A 17802-nucleotide genomic window follows, 5' to 3' on the forward strand; every position below is an offset into this window, starting at 1 on the left:
GGCAAGGCGCGACACCCGATCGCGCCGTCTCATCATCGCGCCTAGTTAGGCTACGCAAATGCATCCGCCTGACGCGTCCCCGGCAGCATTCGATCGAACTCGCGCTTGACGATGCCATAGCATTCGCACGAGCGCGCTTCGAGTGCCGCCCGGTCAAGCAGCCTGATGCATCCGCGCGTGTTGTGAAGAACCCCGGCCTCGTGCAGTTTCCCAACCGCTTCTGTTACCCCTTCGCGACGCACACCGAGCATGTCAGCGATCGATTGCTGCGTCACCCGCATCTCGTCCGAGCGTACACGGTCCGCTTGAAGCAGGAGCCACCGGCACACCTGCTTGCTCAACGCGTGATGACGATTGCACGCGGCGGTTTGTGCGACCTGCGTGAGCAGCGCTTGCATGTACAGGAGCGTGATGCGCCGGAGCAGGTCGGAGCGGCCGAAGTGCGCCCTCAGAGCGCTGGCGGTCATGCGATACGCCGACCCCGCTACCTGGACCTGCACGCGCGTGGGCATGGTATCGCCGCCGGTCAACACCGGCACGCCAGTCATACCTTCGCGTCCGATTGCCGCCACCTCGACGCTGCCGCCGTCTTCCATCGTGTGCAACAGCGTGATGACTGCCGTCGTCGGGAAGTACACGTGATGGATGCGTTTGCCCGAGTCGCATAGAAGCTGCCCCGCGCGCAGTTGAACCAGTTCAAGGTCGGCGGCGACCAGTTCCCATTCGTTCGAGGGAAGGGCGCCCAGCAAATGATTGCCGTGAAGGTCGGACTTGAATGTCAGCATTGGTCTCTCGTCTTGTCGCTGTCGTTTCCTGCGGCCGCTTTTCGTGTCCGGATCGGTAGTCCGATCCGCCGAACTCTTGCGGCCGACCCCGTAGCACCGTGGCGCTGTCTGCTGAAGAACAGAACACGCTATTTTTTAAGTGCTTCGTCGTACATAAGCGAGAGCCATGCCATAGCGCGGTAAAGCTCATACCAGCAGGGGAAAGGGCGGCGGCTCGGCCAAAACGTCGCGAGGCTGCGACGTCTTTTTGATTCATCCATGAGGAGGCGGTAGCTTACCCATGATCGCCACCCGGACCTAAGACAGTTACGTTCAGAAAACCTTTTAACGTTTGCGAGGGTTGAAAAGCCCAATGAAACACGTTGAGCCTTCCACCTGCGGGGGACTTGAGTCGCCTTTCAAAAACGTTTCAAGACTGAGTCAAGGCCGCCCGCTGTCGTTACGGCCGCTGGCTACGAGCTAGTCCACGCTTGAGCGAGAAACGTTGCACTTTTGCGCGACCGTTGCCATTTGCTACCGGTTGATCGCCGCCCTTCATCCTTCCTGCAGCCGCCACGTCTTGTTCGGCGAACCGTCGATCGACTTCTCGAAGCCACTGTCGAACACCCAGGTCCAGGACCGCTCGCCAACGCCTGCTTACGCTTCGGTCTTAAACACGGCCATCGTCGCGCGCAGCGTTTCGGCTTGATCTTGAAGCGAACCGGCAGCGGCGGCGGCCTGTTCGACGAGCGCTGCATTTTGCTGGGTGACCTCGTCCATCTGGGCAATCGCCGTATTCACCTGCTCGATGCCGCGACTCTGTTCGTTCGAAGCAGACGCGATCTCGTCCATGATGTCGGTGACCTTCTGAATCGCTGCGCCGATCTTGGTCATCGTCTCCCCGGCTTGCCCGACAAGGGTGGTGCCGGTGTTGACACGCGAAGTGGACGCTTCGATCAACTCGCGGATTTCCTTGGCGGCTGTGGAGGAACGTTGCGCCAGACTACGCACTTCACCAGCGACCACTGCGAAACCACGTCCTTGTTCGCCGGCGCGTGCCGCTTCAACCGCAGCGTTGAGCGCAAGGATGTTGGTCTGAAACGCGATGCCCTCAATCATCCCGATGATCTCGGCGATCTTGTGCGAGCTTTGCTCGATCTCTGCCATTGTTCCGACGACGTTCGTGACGATTGTCGCGCCTTCCTTCGCAACGTCGCGCGCGTTGCCAGCCAAGCCGCTAGCCTGGCGGGCGTTCTCCGAATTGTGCTTCACGGCCGCCGTCAGTTCTTCCATGCTCGCCGCTGTCTCTTCGAGCGATGCTGCCTGCTGCTCAGTGCGCGACGACAGGTCCGTGTTGCCCACAGCGATTTCACGGCTCGCATTGGCGATCGCATTAGCGGACGTCTTCACGCTGTCAACAGCTGAGAGCAATTGCGTGCGCATGCGGGCCATCGAATACATGAGGCTTGAGCGGTCGTCCGCAGCAGTGGCTACTTCGACTGCGAGATTGTTGTCAGCGATCTGGTTCGCGACCTCAGCGGCGTATGCCGGCTCACCGCCCATCGAGCGGAGAATGCCGCGATTCAGGCGCGCCACGACAACGCTCAGCACAACCGCGATCACCACAAGGATACCGATGCTCCATTCGAGCGACGTGTAGAACGCGGCATCAATGTCGTCGATATAGACGCCTGTCACGACGAGCCAGTCCCAGGGCTGATACAGCGACACGTAGGACATCTTCGGCAGGATCTTGCTGCTTCCGGGCTTCGCGAACGAATAGTAGGTGTAGCCCGCGCCCTGGCGCTTCGCTACGTCAATCAGGTCGCGGTACAGATAGACGCCGTTTGGGTCCTTGAAGTCCATCATCATCTTGCCGACAAAATCTGGCTTCATCGGATGCACCAGCACCTTTGCCTGCGAATCGAAGACGCTGAAGTAGCCGTTGTCACCGAATCGGATATCGCGGATCGCGCTGAGCGCGCCTTGCTTGGCTTGCTCTTGCGTGATCACGCCGGTACTGGCTTGCTGGGCGAACTCACGAATGATGCTGTTCGCGACTTCCGTCGCGTGCTTAATGTCCAACTGCGTCTGTTCCGTGCGAATCGAGCGCATGCGGAACGCGTCGGCAACGGAGATTCCTGCGAGGCACACAAGGCTGAGCAGTAAAGGCAGCCAGAGCTTTCTAGAGAAGGTCATGTCGCGGGCGTCTATGTTCGTTGGTGTGGTCAGGCGGTGACGCCTTCGATGAGCGCCATTTCCTCGCTCGTGACGAGCTTCTCAATGTCCATCAGGATGAGCATGCGGTCGTCAATCGTGCCGATGCCGGTGATGTAGTCGGTGTTGAGCGTCGAATTGAACTGCGGCGCTGGCCGGATTTGGTCGGGCGTGAGCGTCTGCACATCGGAAACGCCGTCCACGACGATGCCGACAATGCGGCCCGCCACGTTAAGCACGACAACAACCGTCTGGTCGTCGTAGGTGGCGCTCTCCAACTCGAACTTCAGGCGCATATCGGCAATCGGCACGATCACGCCGCGCAGGTTGATAACGCCTTTGATGAACACGGGCGCGTTGGCAACGCGCGTCACGGCGTCGTACCCACGGAGTTCCTGGACCTTAAGGATATCGATGCCGTACTGCTCTTGGCCCAGGTTGAAGATTAGAAATTCTTGGCCGCCCGCCTCGGGCGCACCGTGTCTTTGATCGCTGTTCATTTCCGCAAGTGCCGTTTCGAATTTTCTGCTGCGCCCGTTGTAGCGGACGGCTACCTATGCCAGCGAGCGCCCCTTTCATATCGTCCATGAAGCGGAACGGTCCACAGAGATAGATGTCCGCGTCGCGCGTGATACCGGCCTCGCTCAGAACCGCTTGCGACAGGCGCCCCGTCGCGTCGAAATCCACGCCCTCGCGGTCGCCCGCAGCGGGCTTGCTGTAACAGACGTGGCTGCGTCCGTGAGCGAGCGTGGACACCAGAGCGCGAACTTCGGCGGCGAACGGATGATGCTTCCCATCGCGCGCGGTGTGCATCCACAAGACCGGCCGCGTCGAGCGCGCCGCCGACAGCGCATGCAGCATCGAAAGAACCGGCGTCGCGCCGATGCCCGCGCTGAGCAGCACCACGGGTCCGTCGCCCGGCTGCAGAACGAAGCTGCCGCGCGGCGCGCTGACGTCGATCGTATCGCCCACGTGCACATGTTGCTGGAGATAGGACCCGGCTGCGCCATCCGGCTCGATCTTCACGCTGATCCGGTAGCTCTCCGGCGAAGGCCCGCCTGAAATCGAATAACTGCGGTAAAGCGGCGGTCCGCCGGCCGTTGCGTGCAGACGCAGCACCAGGTATTGCCCCGGCAGAGCGGGGCGCAGCGGCCTACCATCCGCGCTTGTGAAGCGGAGCGAGAGGACGTCGGCAGACTCCGGTTTGACTGCGGAGACCTTGAGTGGCCCGAAACCCGGTGCGGCGGCATTCGCTGCCGCTGCCGCCGCGAGCCCGGGATTTCCGCCCTTCGCGCCGTCCTTCAGAAGCGCCTCGAAAGACCGCCGCCAACCCGGCGACAGCGCTTCGATCCGCAACGCTCGCTCCAGTTGATCGCGTGGATGATGAGCCGAGTAAAGCAGCGCATTAACTTGCGTGACGCTCATGAGCTCTTCGGCTTCGCCGACCTTCACGATCTCGTCGCCCGCGCCCACGTCGCCTTCCTGCAGGACGCGCAAGTAGAAGCCGGGTCGTCCGCTCGATGTGAGCAGGGCGGGCATACGCGGTTCGTTCATGCGGATGCCGACGCGATAGCAGGTCACGCGGGGCTGCGTCACCTCGAACAGCGCGCTGCCGATTCGATAGCGGTCGCCGATGCACACATCGGAATCGGGCAGTCCTTCGATCGTGAAATTTTCGCCGAACTGTCCGCAGGCGAGGTCGTTGCGTTTCAGTTCCGTCTGCCAGTAGCGCGACGATTCGATCTGGTAGACGAAAACGGCGCGCTGCTCGCCGCCGTGGCCCGCGAGATCGCCCTGGCCGTCGCCATCGAGGTTCAGCCGTCCGACGCGGCATCGGCCGCGCACAGGTTGTTTCCAGATGCCGGTATGCACCGTGCGGCCTTTCCACTCGATGTCGCGCGGAAGCCCGACATTCACCGATAGTAGTCGCGCCATGGTCGTCACCGCTCGATGTGTTCGCACGGCACCTGCCCGCGCGGAGTAAAGCCCGATTCGCAGAGCCACATTTCGTTTCATCGCGGCTGCGAGGATTTGACCCTTTCGAAGATCAGAATGCCGACGCCCTCGCGCCCGTCCACTGGACTCTTGTTCTCTTCCGTCTTGATCGTGAGTGTGTCGCCATCGACGGTGAAGAAGCGCAATTGGTTAGTTCCAATACGTCTGCCATCCCATTCTATGTCGATGTGATGGACGACCTGACCTGGAGAAACGTCGTACGTACCGCCGTAGGCCAGCATCGATTTATGGAGTTGCACTCGCTCTTCGTCGGTGGGCTCCGCCCGCGGGCGCGGCTGATCGCCAGAAACAAAAAATGCAACCATCCGCCCGTCCGGCAAATAGCTAAGATAGCCCTCAGGATGTTCGCCCAGCTGGTTGTATCGCTCGCGCGTTCCCATGTCTTCGCGCACAAACGAGATTAGACGCCATGTCCCTAATAAAGGATTTGAATCCGACAGCGCATGTGTAGAGAGGCACAGCATGCTCGCGGTCAGGAAAAGCAACACCAGTCGTTTTTCCACCGAACGTTCCCTCCGCTCCTCACTGCTAGCGACAAGAGACATTACCCGGGCTGGCATCGTGGGCAGAGTCACCCCCGCTGCCGCGTAGGGTCTGGCCATTGAATCAAGACGCCCTGGCAGGCGCGGCGACGCTAACCATACTAGGCCATTTTTTCGCGGCTTTTAAAGCATTTGGCTCACGCGATCGTGAATGCCAGCAAGCAAATTGCCTCGGAGAACACTGACTTGTCATCGCGCACGGAGGAGCAGGGCGCCTCGCTTAAGGAAACGGGTGCAAGCATGGAGGGAAGTGACCCCTTCCGGTGCGCAAGATTCCAAGATGCGCGGCAGGCCAGCGTCCTCACGGGCAATTGGTCAGCCTTGTATGCTTATCTGGATTGCTGACACCCAGCTACTCCCGAGGGGTGAGTCAAGCCCGCCGACGCTATGTGTTCAAACCACACGGCGTCGGACGATATCGTGGGCGACTGGTCGCAGGATTCGGTTAAGAGACGCTCGGCGCGCCGAGCGGCGAACGCCTGGATCGGGTCGGTTTGATGCGTTCGCCGGCGGCCACGTCCCGGCCAGTACCGGAAATCGCTCGGCTCGGCGAAAGCAGATCAACCAGGCCGTCACGCATATTGACACTGCGACTCAACGGAACGCGGCGCTCGTGGAGCAAGTCGCTGACCGCACACTCGATGAAGTTCCAGGCGGACGATTTGATTTCGAAGGCAAATCATTCAAAGTGGTCAAACGGACGCGCGCAGGATCGCAACCGCTGTTTTTTTCCCCTTGTCGCGCGCCTGGCGCGAAGATAGGCCTGGCGAGGTGGCGAGGAGCTCGTCACCTAGTCGCGGCGCTGAAGTGAAGTCGCCGGCGACCAGATCGAACGACGGAAGCATCAGAGCACAGCGATCACCAAAAAAATTCGCCAAGGCGATGGCTGCCTTGGCGCAGCTTCTGCGCCGTCGCGTGGTCGGACTTGATCGTTGCCAGACTTAGCCCGACGTTCTGTCGTGGCACTCGATGGTTTCTGTATAAATTTACTGACGCGCGCGGCCGTTTTAGAACTCGATATCCAGCTCGTCGATTTCTTCGGCTTCCTGTTGCGCATCGGCGATCCAGCGGCGCATCTCCGGCATCGCGAGAATGCGCGCGCCATAGCCGACGATATCGGCGTCGAGTTTCACGTCGTAGGTGACGAAGCGGGTGACGACCGGCGCGAACATCGCGTCCGCGCACGTTCGTTCGCCGAACAGATACGGTCCGCCATACTGGGCGAGGCATTCATGCCAGATCGTCACGATCCGTTCGATGTCGGTCTGCGCGCGCGCCCATACCTTGAAGCCGGGAAAGTGCGCTTTCAGGTTCATCGGCAGGGCGGAGCGCAATGCGGCAAAGCCAGAATGCATTTCGCCGCAGATCGCTCGGCAGTGCGCGCGCTCGGCGCGTTCCTTCGGCAAGAGACCGGCATCGGGGCAGACTTCGTTCAGATATTCCGCGATGGCGAGCGTGTCCCAGACCTTGATGCCGTCGTGAAAGAGACGCGGCACGAGAATCGACGGCGACAGCAGAAGCAGTTCGGCGCGCGCGCCGGGATCGTCGGCGGGCATCACGACTTCCTCGAATGGCAGTCCGCTGAACTTCGTCAGCAGCCAGCCGCGCAGCGACCACGACGAATAGTTTTTGCTGCTGATGGTGAGCGTGGCGTTCGCCATAAGTCTTCCTCGCGCGTCGTGCACCAAGACGGATCGAGCGCGGTGCTCTTACGCACCGAAGCGCGGCAAAACGCGCTCGTAGATGGCATCGGTGCAAAGCCTATGCCAATCGCATGACCGCGGGCGTGTCGCCGGGACATCGAATGGCATGGCTATTGCCTTCCTTTGCGGCCATGAATCCGTACACCTACGCGGGCTATCAGCTCTGGTCCGACGCGATGCTGCCGATGCGCCATGCCGCCGAGCTGGTCGGAGGCGCGCTGCGCGGCTGGCGAGAGATGGGCGAGACGCCGCAAGGCCGCGGTCTTGGCGCGTTCTGCGAACAGATCGCGCTCGCCGGGCTCACGCACGCGCGTCCGCCTTTCGATATCGCGCCGGTGAAAGTCGAAGGAAGAACGATGCGCATCGTGGAGGACGTCGCGGCATCGACGCCATTCTGCGGTCTGCTTCATTTCCGCAAGGACGATGCGTCCGTCGCTCAGCCGCGCGTACTCGTCATCGCGCCGATGTCCGGCCACTTCGCGACGCTCCTGCGCGGCACCGTGCAGACGATGCTCGCCGATCACGACGTCTACATCACCGACTGGCGCAATCCGCGCGATGTTTCGCTGATGCATGGCCGCTTCGGCTTCGACGAATACGTGCAGCACATCATCAATTTCATCGGAACGATCGGGCCGGGCGCGCATCTACTCGCCGTGTGCCAGCCGACGGTCGCGGCGCTCTCGGCCGTCGCGCTGATGGCCGAGGACCGGAATCCCGCCGAGCCGGCGAGCATGACGCTGATGGCCGGTCCCATCGATACGCGCGTGAATCCGACGCGTGTGAACGAGCTCGCGAAAAGCAAGCCGATCGACTGGTTCGAGCGCAATCTCATCAGCATGGTGCCGTTCGGCTTCGCGGGCGCGATGCGGCGCGTCTATCCCGGCTTCGTGCAGCTGGGCGCATTCATGTCGATGAATCTCGCGCGGCACATCGAATCGTTCGAGGAGATGCATCATCAGCGTGCGAAGGGCGATGTCGCGAAGGCGGACGCGATTCGCGTTTTCTACGAGGAATATTTCGCAACGATGGATCTCACTGAGGAGTTCTATCTGGAAACCGTCGATACCGTGTTTCAGCGGCACGCGCTGCCGTTGAAGCAACTCGAGGTGCGCGGCCGCAAGGTCGATCCCTCGGCGATCCGGCGCACGGCGCTTTTTACCGTCGAAGGCGAGCGCGACGATATCTGCGCCGTCGGGCAGACGCTAGCGGCGCAGGATTTGTGCGACAAGCTGCGGCCCTATCTGAAGGCGCATCACGTTCAAACGGGCGTCGGGCATTACGGCGTATTCAACGGCAAGCGCTGGGAACGGCAGATTTATCCGCGTATTCGCGCGTTGATTCACGACAACGAGCCGAGTCCGGCCGGCGTCAACGCGCGCACCCAGCCGATGGTCCCGTTGCACGCCATCGCGCCGCTCGCGCGCGAATCGACGGTTGCCGAGGATCAGGCGCAGACGGCGAACCAGGGCGATAACAAACAGGCGATAGCCGATCCCGAATAACGCTAGTCGCCAGCGGCAGAACGTCGCCGCCGCCGCGCTTGAACGGGTGCTTGAGCACTTCGAGATCCTGATCGTCGAGCCTTTGCTGCGATCCACGATTACGACGCATGCCGTGTTCGGCTCGCGTTCTGGCGCTTCCGCACTTCCAGCCCGACGACGCAGTAGAGCACCGCGTTCTGCATCAGGTTGATGAGCATCCGCATCATGCCGATCGGGCGAAACGGGGAAGGTTCGATATCGCCAAGATCAACCGCGAATTGGTGGCCCAGTCCGGCGAAATCGGCGGCGAGATTGGCGATAAGTGCATTGAGTTCGCCGACCACGCGCGTTTCGTTCGCGCCGCTGCCCGCGCAGTCCGTGAACCGCCAAAGAATTGCTTCGATGGTGCCCAGATAGCCTTCCGTCGATGCCGCGAAGCCGCGTCCGTCGACGGCACCGAGGACATCGCACGTCGGCGAGAACCGCGCGTTGACTGGCCGTTGCACTTCATCAACAGACGCTCGGCGTGCCCAGGGCCGAACGGCCGAGGTGGGTCGAGTACGAAGCTAGGTGGCGTGGTCGGCGCGAATGCAGGGCGCTCGAACTACCATCTTCGGCAACCGGCCAATTTCGGACTTCCGATGGTGCCGTCATCCTGTCACTCGATTGGCAGCTTCACGCCGCTCAACGGCCGTAACGTCTCCCGTCCCGAGACGCCAGGGCAAACCAGCAGCGATTCGTCGTTCTAGCGATATGAATAACACGTGCGGCGTCAGTTCGCGCCCGCGGATCCTTCACGTGTCTCGCCGGTGACCCCGCGTCTATAAGAGCCGACTCTTCGCTGAATCCACTCATCTACCGCATTGACGTCAGTCAGCGGCTTGAGAAAAGCCGTCACCCCTAGCCTTCGCAGACGTTCCGCCTGGTCTACGAAGCCTGTCACCATGAGCAGCGGGAGATCGGGCTGCGTATCGTGCAGATACTCCGCTAGCTCAATGCCCGTCATGTTGCCCGGCATCTGAACGTCGGAAATAACAACGTGGAATGCATGGGGAGGTTGCAGGCGAACATGCGCGTCGTCTGCGCTCGGGCAGCGAGTCACGTCATACCCGAACGCAGAGAACATCGCTGCCTGTGCTTCCGCGACTAGTTCATCGTCCTCCACCAGAAGCATTCGCACGGCTCCGGGCTTCGTAATCGGCGCTTGGAACGCGCTTAGCGCAATCGGATCGACGCTTGATATCGTCCCTCGTGGAATAAACAGGGTCACCACCGTACCGCTTGGCGCCGCCGTCGCGATACTGCAATGACCGCCCGCAAGTTCGCAAAAGGATCGGACTTGAGACAGACCCAGCCCGGTACCCTGCCCGGGTGGCTTGGTCGAAAAGAAGGGTTCGAATGCGTGCTTGGCCGTCTCCCGGTCAATGCCCACCCCGGTATCCGTGATCTCTATCCTGACATATTCTCCAGGCGCCAGATCGCGGTTACCGGGTACCGCCTCGAAGTTCGAGAATGCGATCGTGAGTCGGCCTCGTCCGTTCATGGCGTCCCGGCCGTTGATCGCGACGTTGAGAAGAGCGAGCTCGAATTCAGCCAGATCAACCCGGATGTCCCACAAGCCGTCCGTCGCGGAAGTTTCGATGACCACGCCTTCGCCAACGGCTGACGGAAGCAAACCCATTTGCTTGCTCCACTCGACCAAACTGATGGACTGCGGCCGTAGCGGCTGCTTCTTGCTCACCGATAGCAGTCGTCGGGTGAGGTTCTGGCCGCGCTGCACAACTGTCAGAATGCCTTCCAGTGACTGCTTACGCTGCTGGGAGGTCTGCCGCGATGCAGCTTGGGTGAATCCAAGGATAGCCATCAATAGATTGTTGAAGTCGTGCGCCACCAACGCAACCATATTGCCGACTGCCTCGACGCGCTGATTTTCTTTGGCGGTCGCTTCCACGGCGGTACGCTTTGAGGTCTCTTCTTCCGCGTGCAGCCAGAGCCGCGCTTCGTGGTTCAGTCTTCTGAGAGAAAAGAGAATGAGGATGAAGAGCGCTAAGCACGGAACAGTAGTCGCTATGGCCACGACAGAGAAGCGAGCGAGCCACGCGGACCGTATCACGCGAATGGGGATTCCTGCCGTCACGTAGGCGTTGTAGTTGCCCACCTTTCGAAACGCCAAAATCTTTTCTTCTCGATCAACGCTAGACTTCATCGTTACGAGCCCGGCTTCGCGCCCGCTAGTCAATAAAGCGAAGAACGGTGTGGTCGTCGAGATGCGTTTGGGACGGTCCGATTCGAACGGATACCAGGCCAACACAGCGCCATCCCCGCGGACCATGCCGATCGTGATGGGATCCGCGTCGACTACACGACGATAGAAGTTCTCAAAATAGATCGGTGACATCGCGATTGAGACCAGCCCGCCAAACTTGCCGTCTGTGTCGACGTGTCCCTTCATGACGTTGAACGTCGCGTTGCCCGTCACCCGTCCTACCGTGGGTCCTGAGATGTAAAGTTCGGCGGGGCGTGCCTTTGCGTCTCGAAAGTCGGCCCTGTCGGCGATGTTGATACGAGGCGCCGGATAGCGCAGGCTGGTTTCTGTAAGGCTGCCATCGGCGTAAAACACTGACAACGCGTCAACCTGAGCATATCCATGCACGAGCCGCTCCAGCCGGTCGTACAATGCTCGGCCGGCAGAGACAGCCACGCCGTCGCCCTCGAAGTCATCCAGAACTCGGTCCGCGAGTGCGGTGTCGATGTCGAAAATCTTCTGGGCGTGTTCTTCTGCGATGTATGTTGAGCGTTGTGTTGCGTCCTGGGCAGCTGCCAGCCGATCGTGCCAGTCTACCGAGCCGTATAGCGCTAAAAAGACTGCGGGGGCGAGTCCGGTGAATATCAGGGCGAGCAGAAAGGCTTTCCGCGTTCGGGAGAAATGCGAGCGCGCGATGGTTTCCGCTGGGCCGCCGGTAATCAAGGATAGGTGTCGAAGTGGCATATCGTCGCCACCTCCGGACAGTGAGAGACGGCTCGCCATTTTAGCGATAAGCGTCGCTGTTGCGAGAGGTAGGCGACGCGATCGATCCGGGAAGGCGAGCGTCCGCGGGAAACCATCGGCGTCACCGTGGTGCTCGGTTTAGGGGTGTCGGCGGGCGGTTGAAAATGGGCCGGCTATCGACGATGACGAGGCATCGTGGTACTGACCTCTGGTAGCGTCAACCATGGATCCTAGACAAGCTCGTGGAGCCTATTCTCGAGAGAATGTCGTCGAGCGATCTCGTCGAGTTGTGCCTCCCACCTTTGGACTTCTGCAGCATCATGCAGGTCTTCGAGGTCCTGCAGCAGCGCCGCGACTCGCGGTTCGTAAGCGCTCACGCCCGACTTGGCCAGCGCCTGTAGGAGCGGACCTTCCTGTCCGACCTTGTAGTAGCTGATCCCCAGACCCTCCAGCCCTTCGCTGTAATGGTTTTCGTCGATGAGTACGCCGATCGCGCATCGGCGGCCGTCGCGCCCGTGCAGGCGGCAACTTCCGGCATCGTCCTCTGAAATGGCGCGCTGCGAAAGTAGGTGAGAGCGCACCGTAACGAAGATCTCTTCCGCACTTCTCATGTCACTTCCGCTCCACACGGTCAAGCAGTTTGCTGGAGGCGTTGCGTCGACAACCCAAACTGCCTCGCAATGGAGCGAAGGCGGTCGTGCCATTCCCAGACGCCGAAGACATCGTGCACATTCTGAAGGCAACTCAGAAGGTCGACCGTTTCCTGGGAGAAGACGTTGATCTTTGCTCGCAACAGCGCGCGCTTGAGCGCGGCGACGCCCGCGTCCATGTAGCGCGGAACACTCGTTTGTTCGGCCAGGATAAAGCGGACGGGCACGCCTTCCATAGCGGTGCGGTAGTCGTTCGGACGCACCGGTGCGCCGACAGGGCAGCCGCCGCATTTGCCGCGATAAGCACCGCCGCCGCGCGCCAGGAGCGCTGCACTGCCTTGGTTCAAGAGATGACTGATGCTTCGGTCGAAGATCTGCTGTTGGGTAAGAAAGGCCTGCGACATCGTTTGCTCCGGCGAATAGTCTGTGCAATGAGTATCGTCGGAAGGAACAACGCACCGCATCCATGAAAACCCTGTTTTACCGAATTGCGCGTGCACGATAGGCAATTCTTCCCTAACGTCGCGCAGTTGAGCCAAAGAACCGCCGTCTCCGGTATTCAGCTAATGCGACAACCAGCCGATATCTGGTAAGGCGGGATGGCCCTCGTTCCGTAGGTCTTCGGCGTTGGGGCAGCCCGATCCATGTTCAGCCGAAGCAACGGTCTTGCACATTGACTCACGAAAACAGCCATCGCAGCCCCGCGACAATACAAACACAGGTGTTCGACGAAGTGGCAATGGTAAGAGACGTCCGACGGTTCCTGCAGCGGCTTAGCGGCTCAAGAGAAGGCGCTTGCTTGGTACGGCGACTTTTCTGTTTGCCGTTGTGCTTTGCGCCGCATTGACGTGCAACTCCGCAGCGAGATCTCGGTCCGCCGAGGAAGAAGCGCTGAGACAGGCGCTCACCATAACGCAGCTGGAGTTGGTTGCTAACTTGCATATCGACGCAAACGCGGACTTTGGAACGGCCCCTGAATCACCGGACACAGTCTCCCACTTAAAATAGCGGGTAACGAGTGCCACCGCATAGCTGGTGGCCATGCATGCGCGTGGACGTGGAACCGCTACGTGCCGCGCCGATGCCTAGTTTGTAAGGCCGCACTGCGCTTGACCTTCCACTGTCAGGACTGGATGCGCATCTACGCCGAACGATTGCTGTGGCCGACTATGCATTACCGGGACGCAGCGCAGCGCGGAACCTTCCGGTGCTTGGCAACGCCTCCTGATTGCACTTACCTCCCGTCGACTCGTCGCCAGTGCGGACAGGCGCTGCTAGCGATTCGTATTTGCAAAACGCGAGGAACGTATCGTGCGGGCAAAAGTACAACGAGAAGAATAGGTCCCTATCATGATTGTTCGAATCGCACAGTACTCGCTCGGAATGCGCCTCTTGACCGGAAGTGCGTCGATAGCCGCCGTGCTAGCTGCTCAACAGGCGTTGACGATGCTTGCCCACGGGCGGTTGACTTTCATTTTGATCAGCGCATCGCTTCCCTTGATTACGGTGCTCTTCGGCGCTTGGTGTGGCGCATTGCTTCTGGCGGCTGGGCTAGCTTATGGCGCACTGTGGATGCCACCGATCGGAAGTTTGACGGTTCCTGAGCTCTCCGATCAGATCGTCCTCCTGGCTTACGTGGTCGTCGGCGTAATACTAGTGGCCGCCGGCCACCAATTGGTCAAGGTGGCAAGACGCGCAGGAACGGCGGAATCCACTTCGCAGGACGCAGCGCAGCGACTGTTGCGTATGGAGCGCGACGCGCGTCACCGTTTCGACGTAGCGTTGAACAGCGCGGGCGTACCGTTCTTCATCCTCACGCCAGTCGTGGTCGGCGGCAAAATTTCAGGGCTGCGATGGGACTATATGAACGAGGCGGCCGCGGAGTTGTTTGACCAAGCCACAACGGTTGTAATCGGCAGTTCGACTTCCTTCGTGCGCCCGCACGGGTGGGATGCGAGTGTCCTTCTTGAGCGACTTGCGCCATTGGCGGAAGGCGAAGGGCGAGACGCCTTTGACGTACGAGTTCGAGGCGAGCACGGCGAGCAGTGGTTTCATGTCGTCGCTGCCTCGCTCGACGGTTCGGTCGTGGCATGGTTCGGAGATGTGACTCCGCGGGTGCGAGCCGAGAAAGCGCTTTCTGAAGCGGACCGGCGCAAGGACGAGTTTCTTGCGACACTTGCCCACGAGTTGCGCAACCCGTTGGCCCCGATCCGACAGGTCGCGGAGATACTGGAGCAGCCGCAGTTGACGGACGAGCGCCGCAAGTGGTGCATCACCGTGCTGCGCCGACAGTCGGCGGCGATGGCGCTTTTACTGGACGACCTGCTCGATGTGTCGCGCATCACACGTGGGGCGTTGACGCTTCGTAAAGAGGCCGTTGCACTCAAAGACGTTGTTGAGGATGCGGTCGACACCGCAAGACCGATGTTTGAGGGCAAGCATCACGAGCTTGTCGTGAAACTTCCGTCGCGGCCGATTCACATCCAGGCGGATCGCTTGCGAATCGCACAGGTATTGGCCAACCTGCTAACGAACGCTGCGAAATATACGCCTACGGGCGGGCGCATCGAACTGATGGCGAGAGCAGACAACGCGGAGTTGATTGTGTCGGTTGCGGATAACGGTATCGGCATCGAACCCGATAGATTGTCGGCCATCTTTTCCATGTTCTCCCAAGTGAACCCCGATCATCACCGACAGGGCGGCCTTGGCATCGGACTCGCGTTGTCGAAATCTCTCGTTGAGTTGCATGGCGGCAGGCTCACCGCATCAAGCGACGGAAAAGATCTCGGAAGCTGCTTTTCGGTTCATCTTCCAGCGGAGTGCCGGGTTGTGCCGCCGCCAGCCCCGCTGCGTGAGTTGCCCGTCAGTCCAGCCGAGATCGAGAAGCATCGCCTCCTCGTCGTTGATGACAACGTCGATGCGGCTGACGCGCTCACTGCCCTTCTGGAATTGGAGGGACACGACGTGCGGACGGTCTATTCCGGCGAGGAGGCGATCGACGTCCTCAGTTACTACAGCCCAGATGTGGTCCTTCTCGACCTCGGATTGCCCGGCATGAACGGCATCGATGTTGCTCGGCGGATTAGGGCGACACCCGCGACAACGGACGTCACGCTTGTTGCCATCACTGGGTGGGGGCAGCCTCAGGACCGGGCGCACACAGCAGACGCCGGATTTGACTTTCACTTCACGAAGCCTGTCGATGTCGTGCAGCTTAACCACGCGATTGAGAGTGTAATCGCTGCGCCATAGCCGACTGCACGCAGGCGGACAAAAGCGCGCTGCCCGGTGATCTGTCCCTCTTGTATCGTGAGGGAACAGGGAAGGCACTGCACGGCGACGTAGTAAGCCGCATAATGCGGGACTTCGGGGACTATCAGGAACAGCATCACACCCCCCGAAGCCACCGCGGAGCGCGGCTGCGTCGCGACGCGGAAAGCGCTGGCGAATGCAAGCGGAAATGCGATAAATGGAACCACAGATTGACCCCCGTCCTACCCACCTGAGAGATGCCGGCGCCCAACAGCCTCGACCAGCTCACCTCGGTGACATGCTGGATAGCCTGAGCGACGGATTCATGTCGATAGATCGGGCGTGGCGCTTCACCTATCTTAACCATACAGCTGAACGATATTTGCAGCAGGACCGGCGAAACCTGCTCGGGCGCGACATTTGGCAATGCTATCCGGACCTTGTGGACTCCGGCTACTATCGCGCTTATCAGCAGACGGCGGCAACTGGACGCCCTAGTCAGCACACGGACTTCTACGCGCCGCTCGGCAAGTGGTTTGAGGCTCGCTCATTCGCCCACGACGATGGCATTACGGTCCTCTTGCGCGATGTCACGCGTGAGTACGAGAACGCGGCGCAGTTGAAACGCAAAGAGGTAGAACTCGCCGACTTGGCCGATGACTCTGAGCGGCGCCGCCGACTTTATGAAACTTTCCTCGATAACTCTCCCGACTTGGCGTATGTATTCGACCTGAACCACCGGTTCACTTATGCCAATAAAGTCTTGCTCGAAATGTGGAATCGCACATGGGAAGAGGCGATCGGCAAGAACTGCCTGGAGTTGGGTTACGAGCCCTGGCATGCGGAGATGCACGACCGCGAGATCGAGCAGGTTATAGCTACGAAACAACCTGTCCGCGGCGAGGTGCCGTTCGAAGGAGCATTTGGCCGACGCATTTACGACTATATTTTTGTACCTGTGCTGGGCCGTGATGGCGAGGTCGAAGCCGTAGCCGGTACAACCCGCGATGTGACCGAGCGTAAGCGGGCAGAAGAAGCCCTGCTCGACGCAAGCCGCCGGAAAGATGAATTTCTCGCGATGCTTTCGCATGAATTGCGGAACCCGCTCGCGCCGATTCAGAACTCTCTCTTTATCCTTGACCGGGTCGACCCTTCAGGACAGGAGGCGCGCAACGCCAGAGAAGTGATTTGTCGACAGGTCACGCATCTGACTAAGCTGGTGGACGACCTCCTCGACGTCACGCGGATTGCGCAAGGCAAGATCGAACTGCAGCGTAAGAACGTCGACTTGGCCGCATGGGTCAGGCGCACGGCGGAGGATTACCGCACCCTGGCCCAGGGGCGTGGCCTCGAACTTTTAGTCGCCGTCGATGACGAAACCCTTGTCGTCGAAGGTGATGAGACAAGGCTCGCGCAGGCGATTGGTAACTTGCTCGGGAACGCGGTGAAGTTCACGCCGGCTGGTGGTCAGATAACAGTGACGGCCCGCCACTGTGCGGAACGCGCGCTTATTCATGTCACCGATAACGGAATTGGCATCGCGCCCGACCTACTGCCGATCATCTTCGACCCATTCACGCAGTCGACGCAAGGTCTGGCTCGCACAGAGGGCGGACTCGGCCTCGGACTTGCCCTTGTGAAGAGCGTGATCGAGCTCCACGGCGGCAAGGTCGGGGCGATTAGCTCCCTCGGCGCTGGCGCGGAGTTCATCATAGAGCTTCCGCTGGCTCAGACTGCTGGATATGCGACGTCCGAATTTGCTGCATCCAGGAACGAAGGAAACACCCGCTCATGCCGCGTACTCGTTGTTGATGACAATGTCGACTCCGCCGATTCGCTGGCGGCGATTGTCGAGATGTTAGGGCATACGGTTGAGGTACGTTACGACGGGCGCAGCGCGCTCTCACTGGCGAAAGCCACGCAGCTTGATGTGGTGCTGTGCGACATCGGGCTTCCAGATATCGACGGATATGAGGTCGCGAAGACACTTCGTCAGACAACCCCTGAGAAGATGAGACTGGTTGCGGTCAGTGGCTACGCCCAACCCGAGGACGTGCAAAAGGCGCTCGATTCCGGCTTTGACGCGCATTTCACGAAGCCAGTCGATATGCTTCGAATAGCCCAGCTTTTTACCGGCGACGATTTTTGCGATGGCTAACCGTGTGCTCACTGCGTCATAGCC

General features: G+C 60.4%; 13 protein-coding genes and 1 pseudogene. 3 read left to right on the forward strand and 11 right to left on the reverse strand.

Annotated elements, in window-relative coordinates; translation table 11 throughout:
- Positions 1 to 50 precede the first annotated feature (50 nt).
- The 7 genes and pseudogenes from LDZ24_RS21080 to LDZ24_RS21110 all read right to left on the reverse strand — a co-directional run bounded on the left by LDZ24_RS21080 (position 51) and on the right by LDZ24_RS21110 (position 7200).
- A complete protein-coding gene (locus LDZ24_RS21080; protein ID WP_248324055.1) occupies positions 51 to 785 on the reverse strand; it encodes a Crp/Fnr family transcriptional regulator in 735 nt (244 codons plus the stop codon).
- Positions 786 to 1421: 636 nt separating this feature from the next.
- A complete protein-coding gene (locus tag LDZ24_RS21085) occupies positions 1422 to 2963 on the reverse strand; it encodes a methyl-accepting chemotaxis protein (protein ID WP_248324056.1) in 1542 nt (513 codons plus the stop codon).
- 29 nt (positions 2964 to 2992) lie between these two features.
- On the reverse strand, positions 2993 to 3481 hold the full coding sequence (locus tag LDZ24_RS21090) for a chemotaxis protein CheW (RefSeq protein WP_248324057.1): 489 nt from the start codon (positions 3479 to 3481) through the stop codon (positions 2993 to 2995).
- The gene (locus LDZ24_RS21095; protein ID WP_248324238.1) at positions 3384 to 4406 is read right to left on the reverse strand and encodes a 3-alpha domain-containing protein; all 1023 of its coding nucleotides are present in this window, start codon (positions 4404 to 4406) and stop codon (positions 3384 to 3386) included. Before LDZ24_RS21095 ends, LDZ24_RS21090 begins: the two co-directional genes overlap by 98 nt.
- 87 nt (positions 4407 to 4493) lie before the next feature.
- A pseudogene (locus tag LDZ24_RS21100) lies at positions 4494 to 4997 on the reverse strand (MOSC domain-containing protein); the annotation flags it as partial.
- Positions 4994 to 5500 carry a lipocalin-like domain-containing protein gene (locus LDZ24_RS21105; RefSeq protein ID WP_248324058.1) on the reverse strand — a complete coding sequence of 169 codons (507 nt, stop codon included), beginning with the start codon at positions 5498 to 5500 and terminating at the stop codon, positions 4994 to 4996. The pseudogene LDZ24_RS21100 and the gene LDZ24_RS21105, both read right to left, overlap by 4 nt.
- A 1046-nt stretch (positions 5501 to 6546) precedes the next feature.
- A complete protein-coding gene (locus tag LDZ24_RS21110) occupies positions 6547 to 7200 on the reverse strand; it encodes a glutathione S-transferase family protein (protein WP_248324059.1) in 654 nt (217 codons plus the stop codon).
- Positions 7201 to 7373: 173 nt separating this feature from the next.
- Between LDZ24_RS21110 and LDZ24_RS21115 the strand changes: the two genes are divergently transcribed.
- Positions 7374 to 8747 (forward strand): polyhydroxyalkanoate depolymerase, encoded by a 1374-nt coding sequence (locus LDZ24_RS21115; RefSeq protein WP_248324239.1) that lies wholly within the window; start codon positions 7374 to 7376, stop codon positions 8745 to 8747.
- A gap of 98 nt (positions 8748 to 8845) precedes the next feature.
- On the opposite strand, the gene LDZ24_RS21120 is transcribed toward LDZ24_RS21115, so the two are convergent.
- From LDZ24_RS21120 to LDZ24_RS21135, 4 genes are all read right to left on the reverse strand, one after another.
- Positions 8846 to 9232, reverse strand: a complete 387-nt coding sequence (locus LDZ24_RS21120) for a hypothetical protein (protein ID WP_248324060.1) — start codon at positions 9230 to 9232, stop codon at positions 8846 to 8848.
- Positions 9233 to 9498: 266 nt separating this feature from the next.
- The gene (locus LDZ24_RS21125) at positions 9499 to 11694 is read right to left on the reverse strand and encodes a hybrid sensor histidine kinase/response regulator (protein ID WP_248324061.1); all 2196 of its coding nucleotides are present in this window, start codon (positions 11692 to 11694) and stop codon (positions 9499 to 9501) included.
- A 251-nt stretch (positions 11695 to 11945) separates the two neighbouring features.
- Positions 11946 to 12326 carry a hypothetical protein gene (locus LDZ24_RS21130; protein WP_248324062.1) on the reverse strand — a complete coding sequence of 127 codons (381 nt, stop codon included), beginning with the start codon at positions 12324 to 12326 and terminating at the stop codon, positions 11946 to 11948.
- 20 nt (positions 12327 to 12346) lie between these two features.
- Positions 12347 to 12769, reverse strand: coding sequence for a hypothetical protein (locus LDZ24_RS21135; protein ID WP_248324240.1), 423 nt, complete (start codon positions 12767 to 12769; stop codon positions 12347 to 12349).
- A gap of 946 nt (positions 12770 to 13715) precedes the next feature.
- Here LDZ24_RS21135 and LDZ24_RS21140 point away from each other — a divergent pair.
- Both LDZ24_RS21140 and LDZ24_RS21145 read left to right on the forward strand, forming a co-directional pair.
- Positions 13716 to 15620 carry an ATP-binding protein gene (locus LDZ24_RS21140; protein ID WP_248324063.1) on the forward strand — a complete coding sequence of 635 codons (1905 nt, stop codon included), beginning with the start codon at positions 13716 to 13718 and terminating at the stop codon, positions 15618 to 15620.
- Between the two features lie 217 nt (positions 15621 to 15837).
- The gene (locus LDZ24_RS21145; RefSeq protein WP_248324064.1) at positions 15838 to 17778 is read left to right on the forward strand and encodes an ATP-binding protein; all 1941 of its coding nucleotides are present in this window, start codon (positions 15838 to 15840) and stop codon (positions 17776 to 17778) included.
- The last annotated feature ends 24 nt before the right edge of the window (positions 17779 to 17802 follow it).

The organism is Caballeronia sp. Sq4a (assembly GCF_023170545.1).
GTDB lineage: Bacteria > Pseudomonadota > Gammaproteobacteria > Burkholderiales > Burkholderiaceae > Caballeronia.

Excerpts from the sequence above, each read along its gene's own strand:
- LDZ24_RS21080 (WP_248324055.1), bottom strand. The coding sequence starts at position 785 with ATGCTGACATTCAAGTCCGACCTTCACGGCAATCATTTGCTGGGCGCC.
- LDZ24_RS21085 (WP_248324056.1), bottom strand. The coding sequence starts at position 2,963 with ATGACCTTCTCTAGAAAGCTCTGGCTGCCTTTACTGCTCAGCCTTGTG.
- LDZ24_RS21090 (WP_248324057.1), bottom strand. The coding sequence starts at position 3,481 with ATGAACAGCGATCAAAGACACGGTGCGCCCGAGGCGGGCGGCCAAGAA.
- LDZ24_RS21095 (WP_248324238.1), bottom strand. The coding sequence starts at position 4,406 with ATGAGCGTCACGCAAGTTAATGCGCTGCTTTACTCGGCTCATCATCCA.
- LDZ24_RS21110 (WP_248324059.1), bottom strand. The coding sequence starts at position 7,200 with ATGGCGAACGCCACGCTCACCATCAGCAGCAAAAACTATTCGTCGTGG.
- LDZ24_RS21115 (WP_248324239.1), top strand. The coding sequence starts at position 7,374 with ATGAATCCGTACACCTACGCGGGCTATCAGCTCTGGTCCGACGCGATG.
- LDZ24_RS21130 (WP_248324062.1), bottom strand. The coding sequence starts at position 12,326 with ATGAGAAGTGCGGAAGAGATCTTCGTTACGGTGCGCTCTCACCTACTT.
- LDZ24_RS21135 (WP_248324240.1), bottom strand. The coding sequence starts at position 12,769 with ATGTCGCAGGCCTTTCTTACCCAACAGCAGATCTTCGACCGAAGCATC.
- LDZ24_RS21140 (WP_248324063.1), top strand. The coding sequence starts at position 13,716 with ATGATTGTTCGAATCGCACAGTACTCGCTCGGAATGCGCCTCTTGACC.
- LDZ24_RS21145 (WP_248324064.1), top strand. The coding sequence starts at position 15,838 with ATGGAACCACAGATTGACCCCCGTCCTACCCACCTGAGAGATGCCGGC.